Annotated in this window: 18 protein-coding genes; 11 read left to right on the top strand and 7 right to left on the bottom strand. The window is 56.0% G+C overall.

Annotated features, from left to right (window positions below; all coding sequences use genetic code 11):
• Window positions 1-13: 13 nt before the first annotated feature.
• The 4 genes from AC3WTM_RS27850 to AC3WTM_RS27835 all read right to left on the bottom strand — a co-directional run bounded on the left by AC3WTM_RS27850 (window position 14) and on the right by AC3WTM_RS27835 (window position 2511).
• Window positions 14-694 (bottom strand): hypothetical protein, encoded by a 681-nt coding sequence (locus AC3WTM_RS27850; protein ID WP_102685595.1) that lies wholly within the window; start codon window positions 692-694, stop codon window positions 14-16.
• 77 nt (window positions 695-771) lie between these two features.
• The gene (locus tag AC3WTM_RS27845; RefSeq protein WP_102685596.1) at window positions 772-1653 is read right to left on the bottom strand and encodes a prohibitin family protein; all 882 of its coding nucleotides are present in this window, start codon (window positions 1651-1653) and stop codon (window positions 772-774) included.
• Window positions 1654-1951: 298 nt separating this feature from the next.
• Entirely contained in the window at window positions 1952-2188 is a 237-nt protein-coding gene (locus tag AC3WTM_RS27840) for a hypothetical protein (RefSeq protein WP_033045061.1), read from the bottom strand.
• Window positions 2185-2511, bottom strand: coding sequence for a hypothetical protein (locus tag AC3WTM_RS27835; protein WP_060763795.1), 327 nt, complete (start codon window positions 2509-2511; stop codon window positions 2185-2187). The genes AC3WTM_RS27840 and AC3WTM_RS27835 overlap by 4 nt, the downstream gene beginning before the upstream one ends.
• 133 nt (window positions 2512-2644) lie before the next feature.
• On the opposite strand from AC3WTM_RS27835, the gene sppA reads away from it, so the two are divergent.
• Window positions 2645-3580, top strand: a complete 936-nt coding sequence (gene sppA / locus AC3WTM_RS27830; RefSeq protein WP_060763794.1) for a signal peptide peptidase SppA — start codon at window positions 2645-2647, stop codon at window positions 3578-3580.
• A gap of 66 nt (window positions 3581-3646) precedes the next feature.
• Here sppA and yejK read toward each other — a convergent pair whose 3' ends face one another.
• Window positions 3647-4648 carry a nucleoid-associated protein YejK gene (gene yejK / locus AC3WTM_RS27825; RefSeq protein ID WP_043859657.1) on the bottom strand — a complete coding sequence of 334 codons (1002 nt, stop codon included), beginning with the start codon at window positions 4646-4648 and terminating at the stop codon, window positions 3647-3649.
• 24 nt (window positions 4649-4672) lie between these two features.
• Window positions 4673-5218 carry a hypothetical protein gene (locus tag AC3WTM_RS27820; protein ID WP_060763793.1) on the bottom strand — a complete coding sequence of 182 codons (546 nt, stop codon included), beginning with the start codon at window positions 5216-5218 and terminating at the stop codon, window positions 4673-4675.
• Between the two features lie 260 nt (window positions 5219-5478).
• Here AC3WTM_RS27820 and AC3WTM_RS27815 point away from each other — a divergent pair, with 260 nt between their 5' ends.
• Window positions 5479-6969, top strand: coding sequence for a DEAD/DEAH box helicase (locus AC3WTM_RS27815; protein ID WP_033045069.1), 1491 nt, complete (start codon window positions 5479-5481; stop codon window positions 6967-6969).
• Between the two features lie 103 nt (window positions 6970-7072).
• Here AC3WTM_RS27815 and AC3WTM_RS27810 read toward each other — a convergent pair whose 3' ends face one another.
• Complete coding sequence (locus AC3WTM_RS27810) at window positions 7073-8131, bottom strand: RNA-guided endonuclease InsQ/TnpB family protein (protein ID WP_102685597.1); 1059 nt, start codon at window positions 8129-8131, stop codon at window positions 7073-7075.
• 166 nt (window positions 8132-8297) lie between these two features.
• On the opposite strand from AC3WTM_RS27810, the gene AC3WTM_RS27805 reads away from it, so the two are divergent.
• The 9 genes from AC3WTM_RS27805 (at window position 8298) to AC3WTM_RS27765 (ending at window position 17252) form a co-directional block, all read left to right on the top strand.
• Window positions 8298-8753: a hypothetical protein gene (locus tag AC3WTM_RS27805; RefSeq protein WP_028622355.1), complete on the top strand. Its 456-nt coding sequence runs from the start codon at window positions 8298-8300 to the stop codon at window positions 8751-8753.
• Window positions 8750-10216 carry a 3'-5' exonuclease gene (locus AC3WTM_RS27800; RefSeq protein ID WP_028622354.1) on the top strand — a complete coding sequence of 489 codons (1467 nt, stop codon included), beginning with the start codon at window positions 8750-8752 and terminating at the stop codon, window positions 10214-10216. Before AC3WTM_RS27805 ends, AC3WTM_RS27800 begins: the two co-directional genes overlap by 4 nt.
• The gene (locus AC3WTM_RS27795) at window positions 10213-11016 is read left to right on the top strand and encodes a hypothetical protein (protein WP_028622353.1); all 804 of its coding nucleotides are present in this window, start codon (window positions 10213-10215) and stop codon (window positions 11014-11016) included. The genes AC3WTM_RS27800 and AC3WTM_RS27795 overlap by 4 nt, the downstream gene beginning before the upstream one ends.
• Window positions 11017-11082: 66 nt before the next feature.
• On the top strand, window positions 11083-11811 hold the full coding sequence (locus AC3WTM_RS27790) for a phospholipase D family protein (RefSeq protein WP_028622352.1): 729 nt from the start codon (window positions 11083-11085) through the stop codon (window positions 11809-11811).
• Window positions 11812-12267: 456 nt separating this feature from the next.
• Window positions 12268-12627, top strand: coding sequence for a hypothetical protein (locus AC3WTM_RS27785; RefSeq protein WP_023049098.1), 360 nt, complete (start codon window positions 12268-12270; stop codon window positions 12625-12627).
• Window positions 12628-12720: 93 nt separating this feature from the next.
• Entirely contained in the window at window positions 12721-13689 is a 969-nt protein-coding gene (locus AC3WTM_RS27780; protein WP_023049099.1) for an AAA family ATPase, read from the top strand.
• A 75-nt stretch (window positions 13690-13764) separates the two neighbouring features.
• On the top strand, window positions 13765-14964 hold the full coding sequence (locus tag AC3WTM_RS27775) for a DUF3150 domain-containing protein (protein WP_033962538.1): 1200 nt from the start codon (window positions 13765-13767) through the stop codon (window positions 14962-14964).
• 80 nt (window positions 14965-15044) lie between these two features.
• Window positions 15045-16859, top strand: coding sequence for a nitric oxide reductase activation protein NorD (locus AC3WTM_RS27770; protein ID WP_023049101.1), 1815 nt, complete (start codon window positions 15045-15047; stop codon window positions 16857-16859).
• Window positions 16860-16928: 69 nt separating this feature from the next.
• On the top strand, window positions 16929-17252 hold the full coding sequence (locus AC3WTM_RS27765; RefSeq protein ID WP_173677896.1) for a hypothetical protein: 324 nt from the start codon (window positions 16929-16931) through the stop codon (window positions 17250-17252).
• The last annotated feature ends 71 nt before the right edge of the window (window positions 17253-17323 follow it).

Genomic DNA, 17323 nt, shown 5'->3' with positions numbered 1-17323 from the left:
GCCACCGGCATGTCTACTGGGTTACCGAGGCCCTGAATTTCGATACATCGCTGCGCTGGGCTTCCACTACGTTCTGTAGTTTGCCGACATGAAACGCGGCGATGACCGGGCTCTGAAGAAAAGCAACACCGGGAATGGTGTTTGGCAGCAGCGCCGTAACCTTGGTATGCAAATGTGCCCGGATCGGCTCATACCATGGCGCGTAACCACCCTCTCTCTTTTGGCTCGGATTGCGGTAGATGGACTGGCCGTCGCCCTCTGGCAGCTTGAGCATTTTCCGACACTCCAGTGACTCGTAGCTGAAACAGCCGATTTTCATATCACCGTCCAAGATGCCTTGACGCAGAGCACTTACCTCGGACGTTGCGAAGATGAAGAACATGCCCAGCACGACCAGGAAGAAGCCGGCCACGCGCAGGCTTAGCAGTTGCCCTAGCCCATACAGCGCAAGTAGTCCCCCCATTACGGAGCCATGCCAGTAAAGACCAACTCGAGGGCTGAGGAACGATGCGTTCCGCATATCTTCGTTGGTGATTGGCACCTGGAAGGTCAACCAGGCGGATGCGAGGACGCAGATCGCCAGCCACGCGAAGATCAGCAAGCCAGCCGTCGCGATGACAATGCTCATGAGCTTTTCAGCCTGAGTTAGCAGGGCCTGCTTGGGCATATCGGAAGAGGGAATTTCTGTGGACATTGGTAGATTGATCCCTTTTTCAATGACAAAGCCCGCGAGCTGGTCAGGCTTGCGGGCTTCTTGTGTGGGAGGAAGGATTACTTCTTGGCGTCGATGAACGGCAGGGTTCCGCCTGGAAGTACCGTGGTAGGCAGCACGCCGTTCCAGCGCTCGGCTTTGGTAAGCTCGACCAGGCCGGGGTTGCTGCCCAGGGCGCGGGCGCGGGCGTCGATGGCTTTTGCTTCCGCTTCACCGCGCAGCTGGATGCTTTCCGCTTCGGCACGTGCGGCGGCCAGTGCCGAATCCGCGGTAGCCTGGGCCTGGGTGACGACAATCCGCGCCTGGATCTGCTCAGTGGCCAGTTGCTGCTCGCGAGTCTTCACGGCAACCTCAGCGCGCATGCGCTCTTCGATCGACTTCTCGTAGGCGTCACTGAAGTCGATGTTCTCGACCTGCACACTGTCGATCACCACCGGCCCACTGACTGCGCTCTTGATTGCAGAGGCGATATCGGCAACCAGCTTGCCGCGTTGCTGTACGGCATTGACGGCGGTGTATTGACCGAAGACGTTTTCCACCTGTGTTGGGACATGCCGGCTGATTGCTCTTGTCAGCAGGCCGTCCAGATCGGCGTAGCCCTTGTAGACCTCCGCGACCTCGCCTGCCGGCACGTGCCAGCTGACCGAGACCGACAACGTTGCAGCCTGTTGGTCACGGCTGTATGCCTGCAAACCGTCCCACTTGGTGGCGTTGTTCTGTATCGAGATCGCTTTGGCGCTGTCGATGAAGGGGATTTTCCAATGCAGCCCTGGATCTGCCACCTCCATGAAGGCACCGTTGCGCAGGACCACTGCGCGTTCTTTCTCGTCGACGGTATAAAACGAGCCAAGCAGCAGACCCATACCTATAACGGCCACAATGGCAATCGAGCCGAGAGCCAAGGGAGATTTGGACGAGGATGAGAAATTGTTGAATTGCATTCCGATGATCCTTGTTGGTTGGTCGGCGATTAGTTTGTTAGGTATTGGCTGAGGAAGGTCTCGATTTCAGACGGTTTTTTCGCCTGAAAGCGGGCTGCGCTGTTTGCGGTTGTGCGGTGTTTTTCTCCTCGGTTTCAGTCGCGGTTGCATTGGCCACGTTATAGGCCGACTTAAAAAACCCAAGTCACCTCAATGCGGCCGGCTACCAAGCTGATTGAGTCGTGGGGCCGGCCGCGCAAGGAAAAGCGAGAACAAAAAAGGCGACACAGCCGGTCGCCTGATTTCTATGGGCCTCCTTTTAGAGGCTCTTCAACACACCCCAGTGAACTGGACGGCGATCCGCCTTTTCCAGTGCCTCCGCTGCTACCGAGGCTTGCTCGTGCGAACTCCACACGCTGTCGGAGCAACGCTCAACTCCGTGCTCCTGGTCTCGGAAAATCAGGTCAAAGGTCGGTGCCTCGTACTGGTCAGAGATATCCCGCACTACAAAGCGCTCGTGCTCGAGGTGATGTGTCACGGCGGATGCGGCGCTCACAGGCACGATCCTGCTTTCAGGGGAGCTGAGGATGCAGACCCCGAGGGGACTCCCAGCTGCTCCGCCGAATCACTCTTGGGGGGCAAGCTCGACGCCGAACCGTCGCGCTCTGGTTGGGAGATGGACGTTTCGATGTTGCAGCGACCGATCTCAATTCCAAGCTCATTGCTGGCCTGTTGGGAGAGATCTTGCAAAGCATCCTCAACAGCTAATTCGAGCTTGGCCTTCAGTCGAGAAAGTGCTTGTGGTGAGCCAGTAACTCCAATGGCCAGGCTGAGGTTAAGTCCAGCCTGATGCCGGGCTTGGGGCGTGACGACCTGCATAAATGGTTCTCCGTATAGGTTGATCTGCCTCCTTCTCTCACGATCGTCGAGAATCCCAAGTTCCCGTTGCCTGTTCAGGATTGCTTCTCCTCAGTGTTTAATAGCCGTGTATAAATTTTCTGACGGAAATCCCATGGATCAAAGCCTTGAAGTCTTGGAGCGAACGCTGCAAGCAAGCATCAAAGAGCAGCGCTCAGCACGTCGCTGGAAGAATTTTTTCCGTCTCGCGACTCTTGGGATCGTCGTGACTGCCTTTGTGGTCGGCGGAAGGGCAGACCTTGATGGCGTTGGGGCCGATGTGCCGGTAACAGCAAAAATCAAGGTGAGGGGAGTGATTGCGGATGGGGAGGAAGCGAGCGCTGAGAACCTGAAGCGTAGCCTCGGCAAGGCCTTTGAAAGTGAGAATACGAAAGCTGTGATTTTGGAAATCAACAGCCCAGGCGGTAGTCCCGTCCAAGCAGGCCATGTTTACGACGAAGTTCGCCGCTTGCGTGCACTGCATCCAGACACGAAGGTTTATGCCGTCATCACAGATCTGGGGGCCTCCGGTGGCTATTACATTGCCAGCGCAGCCGATGAGATATTTGCGGACAAGGCCAGTTTGGTCGGATCGATCGGTGTAACCGCGGCGAGCTTTGGTTACGTCGAGCTCATGCAAAAGCTTGGGGTCGAACGCCGCTCCTATACGTCCGGCGAACACAAGGCCTTCCTCGATCAATTCCAGCCTCAAAATCAAGAGGAGACGAAGTTCTGGGAAGGGGTGCTCAAAACAACCCACAACCAATTCATTCGCTCGGTTGAGGCTGGGCGGGGAGAGCGTTTGAAAGCGAAGGAGAATCCCGACCTATACTCGGGGCTGATATGGACTGGTGAGCAAGCGGTAGGACTGGGGCTGGTTGATCGCCTGGGTGATTCTGACTACGTGGCTCGTGAAGTCGTAGGTGTGAGCAAGATCGTTGACTTCACCCGCAAACAGAATCCCCTGGATCGCTTTGCCAGCAAGATCGGCGCTTCGGTTGCCGAACACCTCTCATTGCGGCTTGGGTTCGACGGCCTGAGCTTGCGCTAAAGCCCAGCAGGAACCCGGCCAGGCTAAGCAGTATCTGCCCCGTCCAGAGATGGACGGGGCATTTTTTTAGCCGCGCTTGAGTTGATCACGCAACTGAGTGGGTAGATTGCGAATAGTCAGCGTGCCGGCATTCTCGTCGTAGTCGATCTTGGAGCCCAGCAGGTGGGCCTCGAAGCTGATCGACAGACCTTCGGCGCGGCCGGTGAAGCGGCGGAATTGGTTCAGGGTGCGTTTATCCGCTGGGATCTCAGGTGACAGTCCGTAGTCGCGGTTGCGGATGTGATCGTAGAACGCCTTTGGTCGATCTTCATCGATCAGCCCGGACAGCTCCTCCAGCGTCATCGGCTCGCCCAACTTCGCCTGGCTGGTCGCGTAGCCAACCAGAGTATTGGTCTTCTCCCGCGCCTGCTCCTCGGGCAGATCCTCGCTCTCGACGAAATCGCTGAATGCCTTGAGCAAGGTGCGGGTTTCACCGGGGGCGTCTACACCCTCCTGGCAACCGATGAAATCACGGAAGTAGTCGGAGACCTTTCGACCGTTCTTGCCCTTGATGAACGAAATGTACTGTTTGGACTGCTTGTTGTTCTGCCACTCGCTGATGTTGATGCGCGCTGCCAGGTGCAGTTGGCCGAGATCCAGGTGCTTGGCTGGGGTCACGTCCAGGGCGTCGGTCACCGCCACGCCGTCGCTGTGGTGCAGCAGGGCGATGGCCATGTAGTCGGTCATGCCTTGCTGATAGTGGGCGAACAGGACGTGGCCGCCGGTGGAGAGGTTCGATTCTTCCATCAGCTTTTGCAGGTGCTCTACGGCAGCGTGAGTGAAAGATGTGAAGTCCTGGCCGCCCTCGATGTACTCCTTCAGCCATCGGCTGAAGGGATAAGCGCCGGACTCCGCATGGAAGAGCCCCCAGGCCTTGCCCTGCTTTGCGTTGTAGCTCTCGTTTAGATCGGCGAGCATGTTGTCGATGGGTGGCGACACACCCAGCTCGCTGTCGCGGGCGTGCAGGACGGCTGGAGTACCATCAGGTTTTTTGTCGATCTGATGAACGATGATGTGACGGATTGGCATGAGCAAAGTCCCTGTAGTTTGGGGTTAGTAAGGCGTTTCGTGGGGGTGTTTCGACAAATGGGCGGTGAGCACTTGCTTACTGAAGTCGGTCAGGATTTCAGGAGCAAGAACGGAACCGGTGATTGCAGCGGCGGGGCGAAAAATCCTCTTGCCGGAAGCCGTGAGCCAATCGAACACCATGAAGTGTTGGTGCGCTCCAGTTTTGAGAGGCGGCAGCGCCTGCCAGGTCATAGTTGAACTGGCGTATAGCGACAGTGCTGATATGACGGTTTGCGACTCCCCTGCATTGCGGCTCCGCTCGGGCAGAGCGTCATAGGCGCTGAGGGTTGCGCCGAGAACATCAGCGGGCTGAAGTCCGTCAAGATTCTTCAGATCCTCGCCGCTCTGCATTGCTCGATAGCCGTCCAGCGTCAGCTGGCCAACGAGTCGGGGGCCAGCAACCAGGTTGTATGAGTACAGCCAGAATCCAACGGCATTTCGTGCGCCGGCTGCTTCATCATCGATAACCCAGCTTGCATGCCGCAGCGACTCAGCAAACTTGCGAGCGCGCGCCTTTCCTACGTCATCCATCTACGACTCCTATCTCTTGGCCTGCGTCGACGCCTGTGCGAAAGCTCAGGCAATGTCGAACACAGTCGCACGCCGGCCGGAAAACCCAAGTCGAGATGCGAGCATCAGGAAGAGCCTGTATCGGCGCATTGGCAGGAAAAAATATCCGTCTCAATCAGGCTGCGCTCTGTTGCCGTCTCCATTCCACGGATCGAGCACCTGGCTTGGGTTATTTCGAAGCGATGGTTTCCTACCTGTAGTTCTTACAGCGGGAAACCTCGATGCAGCTCCGACCCTACCAACAACAGCAGGATTTTGAACTCCGCAAGGGCATAAGCCTTGGCGCGATCATTCAGATGCTGATGAGTCCTACGGGCTCCGGTAAGACAGAGGTGGCCAAGCACATCATTGCCGGTGCGCAGGCGAAGAACCGGAGGGCCTGGTTCATCGTCGACAGCGTGAAGCTGCTCGATCAGACGCTTGAGCGGTTCCACAAAGATGGATTGGTCGCCGGTGCGATTCAGTCAGACCATCCCTGCACTGACTATCGAAAACCCATCCAGGTCGCAACGATCCAGAGCTTGCGTCCGCGCCTGGACTACATGCTCAACCACCACAAACCACACCTTGTTCTCATTGACGAGGCGCATGTCATCCACGAAGCCCATATTGAGCTGATCACGTGGTGCCGGCGGAACAAGGTGCCAGTTATCGGGCTCAGTGCTACCCCTTGGCGGCGAGGCCTGGGCCGCATCTTTGACAGACTGGTCAACTGCATCTCCCTTTCCGAGCTGACAGACCAAGGTTTCCTTGTCCCTACACAGTGCTACGCGCCCTCCGTGCCTTCGCTGAAGGGGGTGAGCACGAAGCCGAATGGTGACTGGATCGAGGACGAGCTTGCCACGGTCATGGGTGACGCCAAGCTGCTTGGTGACGTGGTAACGCACTGGAAAGAACTGGGTGAAAACCGCAAAACGATGGTTTTCGCCTGCAACGTCCAGCATTCCAAGAAGCTCGCTGCTGAGTTTTTAAAAGCTGGGGTTGCCGCAGCTCATATCGATGGCTATATGCCTCCGCATGAGACCGAGGAGATCTTGCGCCAGTACAAGGCGGGCAAGATAAGGGTCTTGGTCTCAGTGGCTATGCTGATCAAGGGGTTTGATGACCCCTCGACCAGTTGCCTCGTGATAGCGCGGCCTACCAAGTCCCTGATGCTTCACTACCAGATGATTGGCCGCGGGCTGCGACTCTCGCCTGAAACTGGAAAAATCGACTGCATTATCATTGACCACTCCGGGAACCTCTTGCTTAACGGGAAGCCAACGGACGAGGTGCCCGATGCCATGGACAATGGGGAAGGGGAGCGTCTTGACCGCCGCCCGCAGGACAAAGGCGATCAGGAGAAAAAAACCAAGCCATGTCCGAAGTGCAGCTTTGTTTTCAGCGGATTGCTCTGTCCGAAGTGTGGCAATGAAATCGTAATACCGGATGGGGTGGCGGTGGCCACCGGCAAACTGGTGAAGCTAGACGATCGACGCAAAGTGCTCGGGCCGACCAGTAAACAGCACACTTTCTGTGAGCTGCTTGGGTACGCCCGTGAGACCGGCAAGAAAGACGGGTGGGCTCAGTACGCATACCAGGCATACATGAAAGAGCTGCCAGATCGCGCATGGATCGGTACCGTGCAACCCAAACCACCGAGTGAAGACATGAAAAGCTGGGTGAAGGGCTATAACGTCCGTCGCGCCAAAAGCAAACGCCGATTCGGGTGAGCCGGTGGCTTGGGATTATCTAGAGCCATGTTTCACTGCTTTCAGCTGGGACTTAACACCCATGCGATTTTTCAACAACCAAGGATTGACATCCTCCCCCGGCTTAAACGCCGGGGATTCCCTCTCCAGGACGCTCATGCCCGAGCGCGAGAATGTTCCTGGCCGCGTTCACGTCGCGGTCGTGAGTGACACCGCACTCACAGATCCATTCCCTTATTCCAAGCCCTGCGATACCTCTCGGCCTGCTGGCGGGCAATGCACCGCAACAGCTACAGGTTTGGGTGGTGTACGCCTCGTTCACGACCCTGAAGACGATGCCTGCGTGCGCGCATTTGTAGGCCAGCATCGTTTTCAGTTGACCCCAGCCGGCATCGAGCACCGACTTGGCCATCCTGGTTCTGACGAGTTTCTGCGGGCTGACATCGCCCACGATGATGGTGTTGCAGCGCTCGACCAGCGAGCGGCTGAATTTGTGTAAGGCATCCTTGCGCCGGTTGGCTATCTTGGCGTGGATTGCCCGCACCCGAGCTTTCTTGCCGGCACGCTGGGCGCTGGCCAGCTTGGGCTCCAGGTCGCGGTAGAAACGGCCATTCTCCAGCCGCTGCCCGTCGCTACAGGTGGCCACGTCCTTCAGGCCCAGGTCGATGCCAACGGCCCCTTGCCCCGTCGATAGCTGGGTCTCCAGCTCGACGACCACATTGAAATACCAGCGGCCTCGGGCGTCTTCGCTGAAGCTGCCGGAGCGGAGGCGGTACTGGCCCAGCCCGTAGCTGTCCCAGACCTTGAAGCATCTGCCATTGTGGAACACCTGGCCGTTCTTCCAGCTCGCTGCGCCGGATTTGAACGGAATCCAGCCGAGCGAGCGGCGAACACCGATCGATTTACGCCAGCTCAGCCGGGCCTTCTTGAACTGCCGGCGGCGCGTGGCGTATTCCCGCGACACTTCCTGCAATGTCTGCGAGTGCAGGCCCAGTTCCTTGCTTGCGCCCTGGGTATAGCGATCTAAGTCGTAGGCCGACAGAAAGACCCCGCGCTCACGGATCGAGCGATGGCTGAGTTCGTTCAGGTAGTTCCAGACGAAATTCACCTGCCGGGCCATCTGGCGCAGCAGCTGAGTGTGTTTGTCTCGAACGCGAACCTGGAGGGTCTTGGTGTGCTTCATGTCGGCAGCGTGCCATAGCTCTGGAATAACCCAAGGTGAGCCATCGCTATTCTCCGGCCGCCCCGATCTAGGGCGGCGTCTGCGTAATTCAGACCAAAAAACCGCCCGAAACCAGACCTTTCCCCGCGACCTGCATGAAACGATCTCCTCACCTAAGGAGACTCACATGCCCAGCGAAAAATATCTTCCGGCGATATGCCGATCACCACTCATTGACTACCTGGCAGGCATCGGCTCGCACGCGGTCATGATTCTGACGTTCAGGCACAGCGGCGAAGAGCTGCGCTCGATGTCCAGTCGTCACGCTGCCGGCTTGATGGCAGTAGCGGTTGGCATGGTCGTCGCCTGTACCCACCTCGCCCCGAGCTCCAGCTCCACGCATAGCTTGGCGCTTTACACACTATTTCCCCTCCTCATAGCAGCAGCAGCCTTACGCACCTTCGGAATGCATGCCGTTGCAGGGTATGCGACGTTCCTGGTGGTGACAGAGCCGGTAGCCCTGGTTGTTCGCCATCTCCCAATGGGCGACCTGATTGATGCCGTGTTTTCGTTCTGGTGCTTAGCAGCGCTGTCTGTCTACGGCGGCAAATGTGCAAAAAACAGAATGGAGTCGCCTCAATGAAGTCGACCGCAGAACAGCTCCCCATCATCGAATACCAAGGTGACCATCTGGTGGTGAAGGCCTATGCCGGGTGCGGCAAGACGACAACGCTTGTTGCCTACGCCAACCATCACAGCCACTTGCGCATGCTCTATCTGGCGTACAACCGCGCTATCCGGGATGAAGGCGCGGAGAAGTTTCCGAAAAACGTAGTGTGCAAGACATCCCACCAGTTGGCCTGGCCGCAGTTTGGCCGACACTATCAGCACAAGCTCGGGAACATCCGTCTGACGGATGCTGCCGGGCTCCTCAAAACACGGAACTGGGGAGATGTTCGAGACGCTATCGCTGTGCTCAATGCCTACCTTTCGAGCGCTGACGAAGAAATCAGTGAGGCGCATTATTTTGCTGCGCTCAGCGAGGAAGAGGCAGCGGAGCACGGAGCCGATCACCTCGACCGGACGATAAATTCTGCCCAGAAACTCTGGGACGAGATGATCGATACCGAGAGCAAATTCCCCTGCCAGCATGACGCATACCTGAAGCTCTTCCAGCTCAGTAATCCCCAGCTGCCGTATGACGTGATCCTTTTCGATGAGGCGCAGGACAGTAACCCCGTAACTGCCTCCCTGGTCGCTGGTCAGAAGGCGAGGAAGATATTTGTCGGCGACAAATGGCAGCAGATCTACCGTTGGCGAGGGGCTGAGAACGCACTTGATACGCAGATTGTGCAGGGCGCGGCGTCGATGTTCTTGACCAACTCGTTCCGGTTCGGGCCGATGATTGCCGGCGTAGCCAATGCGATCCTCAAACAGCAAGGGGAAACACGTCCCCTGGTTGGGTTTGGTGCCCGCGACAAAGTGACGACATCGCTGCCCTCTGGATGTAACCACTACACCGTGCTCAACCGCACGGTGATCGGCGTGATCATGACGGCCATTGATGCTGTATCTGACGGCCAAGTTGTCTACTGGAACGGGGGGATTGAGGCATACCAAATCTCCGACCTCGAGGATGTTTACCATCTGAAGGTCGGCCGCAAGGATGAGATCCGCAACAAGCGCCTTTTCGGGCAGTTCAGCGACTTTGGAGGGTTTGCCGAAGCGGCAGAGGAGTCGAAGGATGCCGAGATGAATCGGATGCTCAGGATACTCAAGGAGCACAACGACATTCCGAAGTTGATCTCGGCGCTACGCCGCAACTCAACGGATGATCCTCTTGATGCAGATGTGATTGTGAGCACCTGCCACCGCTCGAAGGGGCTGGAGTGGGATGTGGTTGTCTTGGAAGAAGATTTCCCAGACATCTTCGACGAAGAGAAGATCACCCCTGATCAGCGGGTTGATGAGTTGAATTTGCTCTATGTCGCAGCCACAAGAGCAAAGAAGGTGTTGGTGATCAACAGCATCACCCAGGTCGTGATCCAAAAAAGTCACGCTGAGGCCAAGCGGGAGATGGAAGCAGCAGCGGGGCAGCGCGCATGATCTACCTCTATCTCGCGCTTTTACTGGTGCCGGCCGGCGCGATTTTTGTCTGGGGTAAGCTGGTGTCACAGTTTTCGGTAAAGACGTGGATCGTCTATCGGAACACTGGAATCATCGGCGGGCCTGTACATGAAATGGCGCACGCGATTGCATGCCTGCTCTTCGGCCTGCGAATCAGGAAGCTTGCTCTATTCGCACCGGATGCAATCACTGGGCAGCTGGGCTACGTCGAGTTTTCCTACAGCCCGTTTTCTCTGCGCAACTCGATTGGTCTCCTTGTTCAGGGCATAGCGCCCTTGTTGGCCGGGGGCGCAATCGCCGTTATCTCCCTTGGCACATCATACGATCAGAGCCTTCCCGACCAGGGATTGGTGCCGTTGGTTGTCTGGATCGGCGCTGTGGCCACCGGTTCTGTTACCGCGATCGTCGACTTGGGTACTGGCTCATTGCAGGGGTTTGCTCTGGCGTTACTCGTCCTGGTTATCTCGATGCACGCCATCCCAAGCACAGCCGATACCGCCCTGGGTCTCAAGGGATTCGCGATCATCGCGGTCGCTTTCGGCGGATTAATTTTCTTGCTCCAGATGATCCCATTCCAAGGAGAAGGCGTAGCAATGGCGTTCATCATCAAGGCAGCGGATCTGGGGACGCGCTATCTCGAGATCGGCATGTGGCATGCACTCAACGGCGCGGTGACGGTGGTGACCCTATCTGTAGTAGCGAGCTTAGTGCTGATCCTGCTCCCAGCGTTTTTCTTCCATCTAAAATCCTTCTGGGATGGAGCCCGTGGCCATGTTTGAGCACTTATGGTGCATGCAATCGCGGGTGCATTAGGCCCGAGCAATTCACGAAGTCAAGGAAATTATATGCCCAAGTTTCTTAACACCAGCGCTACCAATTACTACCTGGAGGAGCTGATCAAGAACGCCAAAGAGCGGCTGATCCTGATCAGCCCGTTCCTCAAAATCAATGATCGCATCCGCGAGCTGCTGGAAGACAAAAACCGCATGAAGATTGACGTGCGGATCGTCTACGGCAAGAGCGAGCTCAACCCTCAGGAAATTAACTGGCTCAAGGCCCTGACCTTCGTTCGCACGAGCTTCTGCAAGAATTTGCATGCCAAGTGCTACCTCAACGAAGAAGTGGCCATCATCACGAGCCTCAACCTCTACGAGTTCAGCCAGGTCAATAACAACGAGATGGGCATCCTGCTGACCCGGGAGGCTGACTCGGAGTGCTACCGCGATGCCTACGACGAGGCTCAGCGTATTGTCCGTGTAAGCGATGAGGTGCGTATTGCAATGGAAATGGTCGTCAAGGTCGAAGGCGGTGGCGCTGCTGCTCAGGCAGCATCGGCATCGACCGATGAGGCTGATGGTGGTTCAGGCGCTATGGCCAAGCTCACCTCTGCAAAGTTGGCTGCAAAAATGGGCATCAAGACGAAAGACCTGATGGATCGGCTTGTTGCGGGGGGATACCTCGAGCTTCGAGATACCATGCATTACCTGACAGACCTTGGTAAATCCGCAGGTGGCGAGTTCCGGAAGGGGCCTGGCGGTTTTTACTTTTTATGGCCGTTTGATTTTGATTTTTGACGCTTGTGTCGAGGCCCGACCGGCACGGAAAGCAAGCCTGAATGCCATGGAATTCCTCACCTGATGTGAGCCGGCCCAGAAGCACGATAAGCGAGCCGCCCAAGGCTGACTAAGGGCGGCTTTTCTTTCTCCTCCGGGCCTGCTTGACCGCAAATTTGCGTGATCCCAGAGGGTTGCAGGCATCCCTGTAAATAGGCATCATGGCCCTACCGAAAGGTGCGTAAGCTGCGCGCTATTGCAGCTCAAGAACCCTCACAGTCCCGATCGGGGCTGTTCAAGTAAGCATAAGTCCGTCTGACCTATGCTACCCCCCAGAATCAACCATCCACGCATGAGCGTAGATGTTTGTCCGTGCCTGGCACGGGTCGTTAGCTGCGACTCTAATCAGCTTAAAAACCTACCCATGCGGGGAAACCCGTATGGGATTTCTCCGCTCTGAAAACTGGAGTTGAGAATATGAGCAATACCAACGAAGTCGTTAATCTGACCAAGTTTAAAACTACCCGTGAACTCGAAGCCTTCGGGGTTCGTAATCTTACGAGTTGGAAGGAATTTCAGGAGATTCGTAATCTCCTTTTCTTCCCGGTGTTGCCGACCAAGGAAAGTGTTGCAAAGCGCGTTGAGCGTCTTGCCGAAATTGCCCTTGCTGAAGCAAAAAAATCTGGCACAACTACCGTTCTGGTCAGTTGCCCGCCATGGATGATGCATTCGCTGTGTGCCGAGCTGGTTTATCACGGGCTCACACCAGTCGTAAGCTTCACCAAAAAAACCAGTGAAGACAGCCTGTCTGTGATTGATCTGGTAGTTGCTGCGTAAACCTGCACAAAATAAACCGCCCACTGGGGGAGTCTTCCCCTATGGGGATTCTCCTTTTCTTGGGCAACTGCTTTCGAGAACGGAGAATATAAAATGCAATTCAATGCAAAAGTTGAGATGAAAGAGTTCGGCTTCAATACCAACGCGCAAGCGCCAGGTTTTGCAGAAGGACACCAGTGGATGCATCACGTCGCGCCGAAGAAGAAGTATTTTTTCCGCGAGATGCTGGTCAAGCCGTTCATGAGTTGGCTCTACGCTCCGTTTGGGGATAGCTGCATGCTCCTCGGCCCAACTGGATCGGGTAAGTCTTCGCTCGTAGAGCAAGTCACTGCCCATCTTAATTGGCCCTGCATCACCGTTTCGGCACATAGTCGGATGGAAATGCCGGAGCTTACTGGTTACAACCTGCCTGTCACTGATCCGGTGAGCGGCGACCTGAACACGAAGTTTGTGGATGGGCCGCTGACCCAAGCAATGCGTAATGGGTTTGTGTTCGTGCTCGATGAGTACGACACGCTTGATCCGGCAGTAACTGTAGGTCTGCACGCTGTCATGGAGGGGAGACCCTTGGTGATTGCGGAAAACAATGGTGAGGTTGTGAAGCCTCATGCCAACTTCCGGTTTGTCGCTTGCGGCAATACGGCGGGACAGGGTGATGCATCGGGAGTACATGCTGGCACCATGCAGCAGAACCTGGCATCGCTGGATCGCTTCCGAGTGTTTGAGGTTCCGTACCTTGAGGCTGATAACGAAGTAGCAACTTTGATATCTGCTTTGCCAATGCTTCCGGAAGAGATGGCGAAAAACATGGTGAAGGTTGCGAACTCCATTCGTAATCAACATCAAGGGTTAGGTGGTAATTACCTAAGCGTCACGATGTCCACTCGGACATTGCTTCGCTGGGGGCGTATCTCTTGTGGATACACTCACCAGGGCGCGGCTAATCCGCTTCAACTTTCGCTGGATGAATCGCTGCTCAATCGCTGCGATTTAGTTCAGAAGACAGCAATTCGTAAGATCGCCCAGAGTGTCTTTGGTGGCGATTGGAAAGTTGCTGTGTAAAAACCCTAAGGGGGAATCTCCCCCACCGGGCGCGATTCCCCCTTTTTCATGCATGTGAGAAAGGAGAATCGTGAAATGTCCATTCAACAGAATGAGATCAAAATCCTAGACCAACTACTGCTGGTCGATCTTTCCGGCATCCATCTGTGGACTGCTCGGAAAAAGCTTAAACCTGAAATGCTGGAGGGGAAGATTCCTCCTGCTATTTTGGCTTCACTCGGCTCGATGCGTGTAATCGACCCGGAGAAGCTGAAACCGTTTGAGAAGATCAAGCGGCAGGCTACAAAGGTGGTGGAAGAGTGTGGTGTGCGGTTCCTGGGTGGCTATGCAGTTTCCCAAGACAAGATCCAAGAGGTTGTTGACCGACTGGAGGCGCTCAAATCGCAATTCTACGACTTGAAAAACAACTTTCTCCCTAACTACGAACGCTGGATCACTGAGTGGATCGACAAGGGCTGGGAGAAGCAAGAATGGCGTGATGCTATCCGCACCTCGGTGACACCGAAGGCGCAGGTAGATGCAGGGATGCATTTTGGGTACGCGGCATGCCGTGTTTCCCCTGATGGCGACAAGCACCTCTCTAACACGCTGGGTACGCAGGTTCGTGGTTTGTCAGATCAGCTGTACGCTGAGACGGCAGATACAGCCGAGCGCTTGCTTGAAACAGGCTTGGCCACTCGTGGCCATGTCACACAAACGACGCTGAACACTGTTCGGAAGATCAACGCCAAGCTTCGCGGCCTGATGTTCCTGTCCAGTGAGGTCAAAGCCCTAACCGAACACATTGAGGAAGTCCTTGCGGCTCTCCCCAAGTCCGGGGTGGTTAATGGCTCTCAGTACAACAGTGTTGTAGCCCTTGTGTCGGCCCTCTCTGATGAGGACTCGATCAAGCGGCTGATCAAAAACCTGAACATAGCTAACGGTCATGAAGATGCATCGATGGCCTTCGTTCCAGCATTGCCTTCAGTTGAAACCGAGGCCCCGGCCAGTGTTGAAACAGAGGCTCCTACAGCAGTTGAGATCGAGGCTACGGCCGAGACTGTCACTGCTGTTGCTGTACCTGATGCTGAAGTACCCGCGGATGCCGTAACGATGGTCGAGGAAGAGCTGAGCGCAAGCGTAGCTAATCCGAGTTGTCACGACAGCATCAACGAAGTACCAGCAAAACCCGAGGTTGTTGAACCAGCTGAATCCGTTCCAGTGGAGCAGTCTGAAGAACCCCTCGTAATCAATCCGTCCGAACCCGATATGCCCTTCGGCACCTTCTGGTTCTGACATCACAAACAAACCCCGCGTGGGAGTAACCCTCCTCGCGGGGTTACTCCTTTTCGCGGTGGCGAGAAAGGAGATAAACGATGAGCAATCAATCCCTGGTCGGCACTCTTCCGATCTATGCACAGCACCTTGCCGAGCTAACTGGCGTCAAAGTGCATGTTGAGGGTATCCAGGCTAAGACAGATGGAAAAAACGTATTTGTCCCCTTCACCGAGGACGATCTGCCGCTGTCCTTCGGGTACATCGCACATGAATGCTCCCATGTCCGCAACACAGACATGGGCTGCTTTCGCGACTCAAGCCCGACACCCTTCCGCAAGAATCTGCTGAACATTCTTGAGGACATCCGCATTGAACGATTGAGCATGGATCAGTACCCAGGTACTGAGTCGGACATCCGCTACCTGAACCGCAAGGTTCTGCTTGAGCCGTTCCGGCCTGAGCAGGTGGATGACTGCCCGGCGCTTCATGTGATTCACAACGGAATTCTCTACGGCGGTTACTGGCTACTCCAGGAACCGCAGCTTGAGGTTCCAGCAAAAGCCTACCTGGCCCGTATGGAGACCCTTCTTGGGGCTGACCTTACGGATCAGATCCTGACCCTGGTGAAGAACACCCTGACGTGCGAGAGCACAACAGATGTTCTCGCTCTGGTGGACGCGATTATCGACCTGCTGCCTTCGCAAGAGGATGAGCAGGAAGATGAGCAACCGCAGCCCGAGCAAGGCTCGGAGGGTGCTCCTCAGGACTCGCAAGAGTCGGGTGGAGGCGATCAGCAGCAGGAGCAGAAGCAAGACGGTGGTGCGGGTGCAGGTGATGAAGGCAAAGAGGAGGGGCAACCCGAATCCAAGCAGGAAACATCTGATGGAGGCCAGTCCGGCTCCGAGCCGCAAGACCAATCCCAACCAAGTAGCGGCAGCAATGCCGGCGACGATGGCCAAGAAACCTCGCAGTCCAGCAATGGCAGCGGCAAACCTTCCCCAGAAGCCAGCAACCTGCGCGAGCAGGCCAAGGATGCAACCGAAGCCGACCTGAAAGGGTTGATCTCGGAAGTTGGCGACAAGGCGGGTGAGTTGCTAGGCCGTAAGGCAGTGCGCGACGGTAATCCGCTCCGACCATTCTCTCTGGATGGGAGGGGGAGGAACCGATCCGATCAAGCGAGCGTCCGCCGTGTGCAATTGGGCATCGAGCAATCGGCCGGTCTGCGACAGTGCCTTAATGGGCTGTTACAGGCGCAGGTTGATTGCCGTGTTCGGCTGAAGCGGCAGGGCAAGCGGATCGACACTGGCCGTATCGCCATGATGAAGGGCGGCGAAACGAGGGTGTTTAGAAGTAAGTCTCGAGCAGAGCGTCAGTCTGCATCGATCCAGATTCTTCTCGACAAGTCGGGGAGTATGAAATCTGCGATGGATCAGGCCGAAGCCGCAGTCTATGCGGTTCTAAGCGCGCTGGAGGGACTTCCGCTGGTGACAACCGGCGCGATGTCGTTTCCCAACAAGGCGAACGATGGCGTTGAGCGCTGCGCACTGATCAAGAGCCCGAAAGAGCGATTGATCAGGGCGGTAAGCGAAGGTGGCTTTGGTGCGATGTCGGAGGGCGGTACGCCTCTTGCGCAAGCACTGTGGCCGGCTGCTGTTGAAGTTCTTCGTGCGAAGGGCGAGAAGAAGATTCTTTTCGTCATAACGGATGGGGAACCGAACGCAGGTACTACTCATGCAGCGAAAGAGTTTATTCAGCGGTGTGAGGTCAGCGGTATCGAAGTGATTGGACTTGGTTTCGGAAGTGCCAATGAGCACATCCTGAAAGCATTGTTCAGCCAATACCGTGCTGTTGGGGAGGTTGCGAATCTCAAGAACTCGCTCTTTGAGCTTGTTCGCGAAGCATTAGCCGCCTGACAAATAACCATTCAACCCACTAGGGGCTTTCCCTAGTGGGAGGCCTCTGTCGGTTTGAGGAGGTCTGAAATGGAAAATACTGCGACTGCGTTGCCCTTGCTGGATCTGTTTGGGGAACAAGTAATTATTCAGCGCCGCTCGTTTGAGCGGAGACCACGGAGAAAGGCAAGCCATGCGCGAGTCTTTCAACTTGGATTTCTCGACATTCTGGAAATGTCAGACGCTGAGTTGGAAGCCCTGCGGACACGAGACGAAATCACCGATGATTACGTTGAGTGGATGCGGGAATACCTGCTGAAAATCACTCTGAGGCAGATCATTCATCCTCAGGTCAGTGAGCAGAATTGGCGCGAAGCAATGGATTGGGTACTTTCGGACGAAGTTCATCGGTAATCCTCCCATTTTTAGTACTCACCAGAAGTAGAGGTCAGGCCGCGAGGGCCAACTTCTGTTTGGGGGTGATG

Source organism: Pseudomonas sp. EU05-FHT14B02 (assembly GCF_058791055.1).
Note: the sequence above shows the minus strand (reverse complement) of the source record. Positions and strands in the feature narration are given on the sequence as shown.

Bases quoted from the DNA above. Each gene is read 5' to 3' on its own strand.
- AC3WTM_RS27850 (WP_102685595.1), bottom strand. From the start codon at position 694: ATGTCCACAGAAATTCCCTCTTCCGATATGCCCAAGCAGGCCCTGCTA.
- AC3WTM_RS27845 (WP_102685596.1), bottom strand. From the start codon at position 1,653: ATGCAATTCAACAATTTCTCATCCTCGTCCAAATCTCCCTTGGCTCTC.
- AC3WTM_RS27835 (WP_060763795.1), bottom strand. From the start codon at position 2,511: ATGCAGGTCGTCACGCCCCAAGCCCGGCATCAGGCTGGACTTAACCTC.
- sppA (WP_060763794.1), top strand. From the start codon at position 2,645: ATGGATCAAAGCCTTGAAGTCTTGGAGCGAACGCTGCAAGCAAGCATC.
- yejK (WP_043859657.1), bottom strand. From the start codon at position 4,648: ATGCCAATCCGTCACATCATCGTTCATCAGATCGACAAAAAACCTGAT.
- AC3WTM_RS27820 (WP_060763793.1), bottom strand. From the start codon at position 5,218: ATGGATGACGTAGGAAAGGCGCGCGCTCGCAAGTTTGCTGAGTCGCTG.
- AC3WTM_RS27815 (WP_033045069.1), top strand. From the start codon at position 5,479: ATGCAGCTCCGACCCTACCAACAACAGCAGGATTTTGAACTCCGCAAG.
- AC3WTM_RS27810 (WP_102685597.1), bottom strand. From the start codon at position 8,131: ATGAAGCACACCAAGACCCTCCAGGTTCGCGTTCGAGACAAACACACT.
- AC3WTM_RS27805 (WP_028622355.1), top strand. From the start codon at position 8,298: ATGCCCAGCGAAAAATATCTTCCGGCGATATGCCGATCACCACTCATT.
- AC3WTM_RS27800 (WP_028622354.1), top strand. From the start codon at position 8,750: ATGAAGTCGACCGCAGAACAGCTCCCCATCATCGAATACCAAGGTGAC.
- AC3WTM_RS27795 (WP_028622353.1), top strand. From the start codon at position 10,213: ATGATCTACCTCTATCTCGCGCTTTTACTGGTGCCGGCCGGCGCGATT.
- AC3WTM_RS27790 (WP_028622352.1), top strand. From the start codon at position 11,083: ATGCCCAAGTTTCTTAACACCAGCGCTACCAATTACTACCTGGAGGAG.
- AC3WTM_RS27785 (WP_023049098.1), top strand. From the start codon at position 12,268: ATGAGCAATACCAACGAAGTCGTTAATCTGACCAAGTTTAAAACTACC.
- AC3WTM_RS27780 (WP_023049099.1), top strand. From the start codon at position 12,721: ATGCAATTCAATGCAAAAGTTGAGATGAAAGAGTTCGGCTTCAATACC.
- AC3WTM_RS27775 (WP_033962538.1), top strand. From the start codon at position 13,765: ATGTCCATTCAACAGAATGAGATCAAAATCCTAGACCAACTACTGCTG.
- AC3WTM_RS27770 (WP_023049101.1), top strand. From the start codon at position 15,045: ATGAGCAATCAATCCCTGGTCGGCACTCTTCCGATCTATGCACAGCAC.
- AC3WTM_RS27765 (WP_173677896.1), top strand. From the start codon at position 16,929: ATGGAAAATACTGCGACTGCGTTGCCCTTGCTGGATCTGTTTGGGGAA.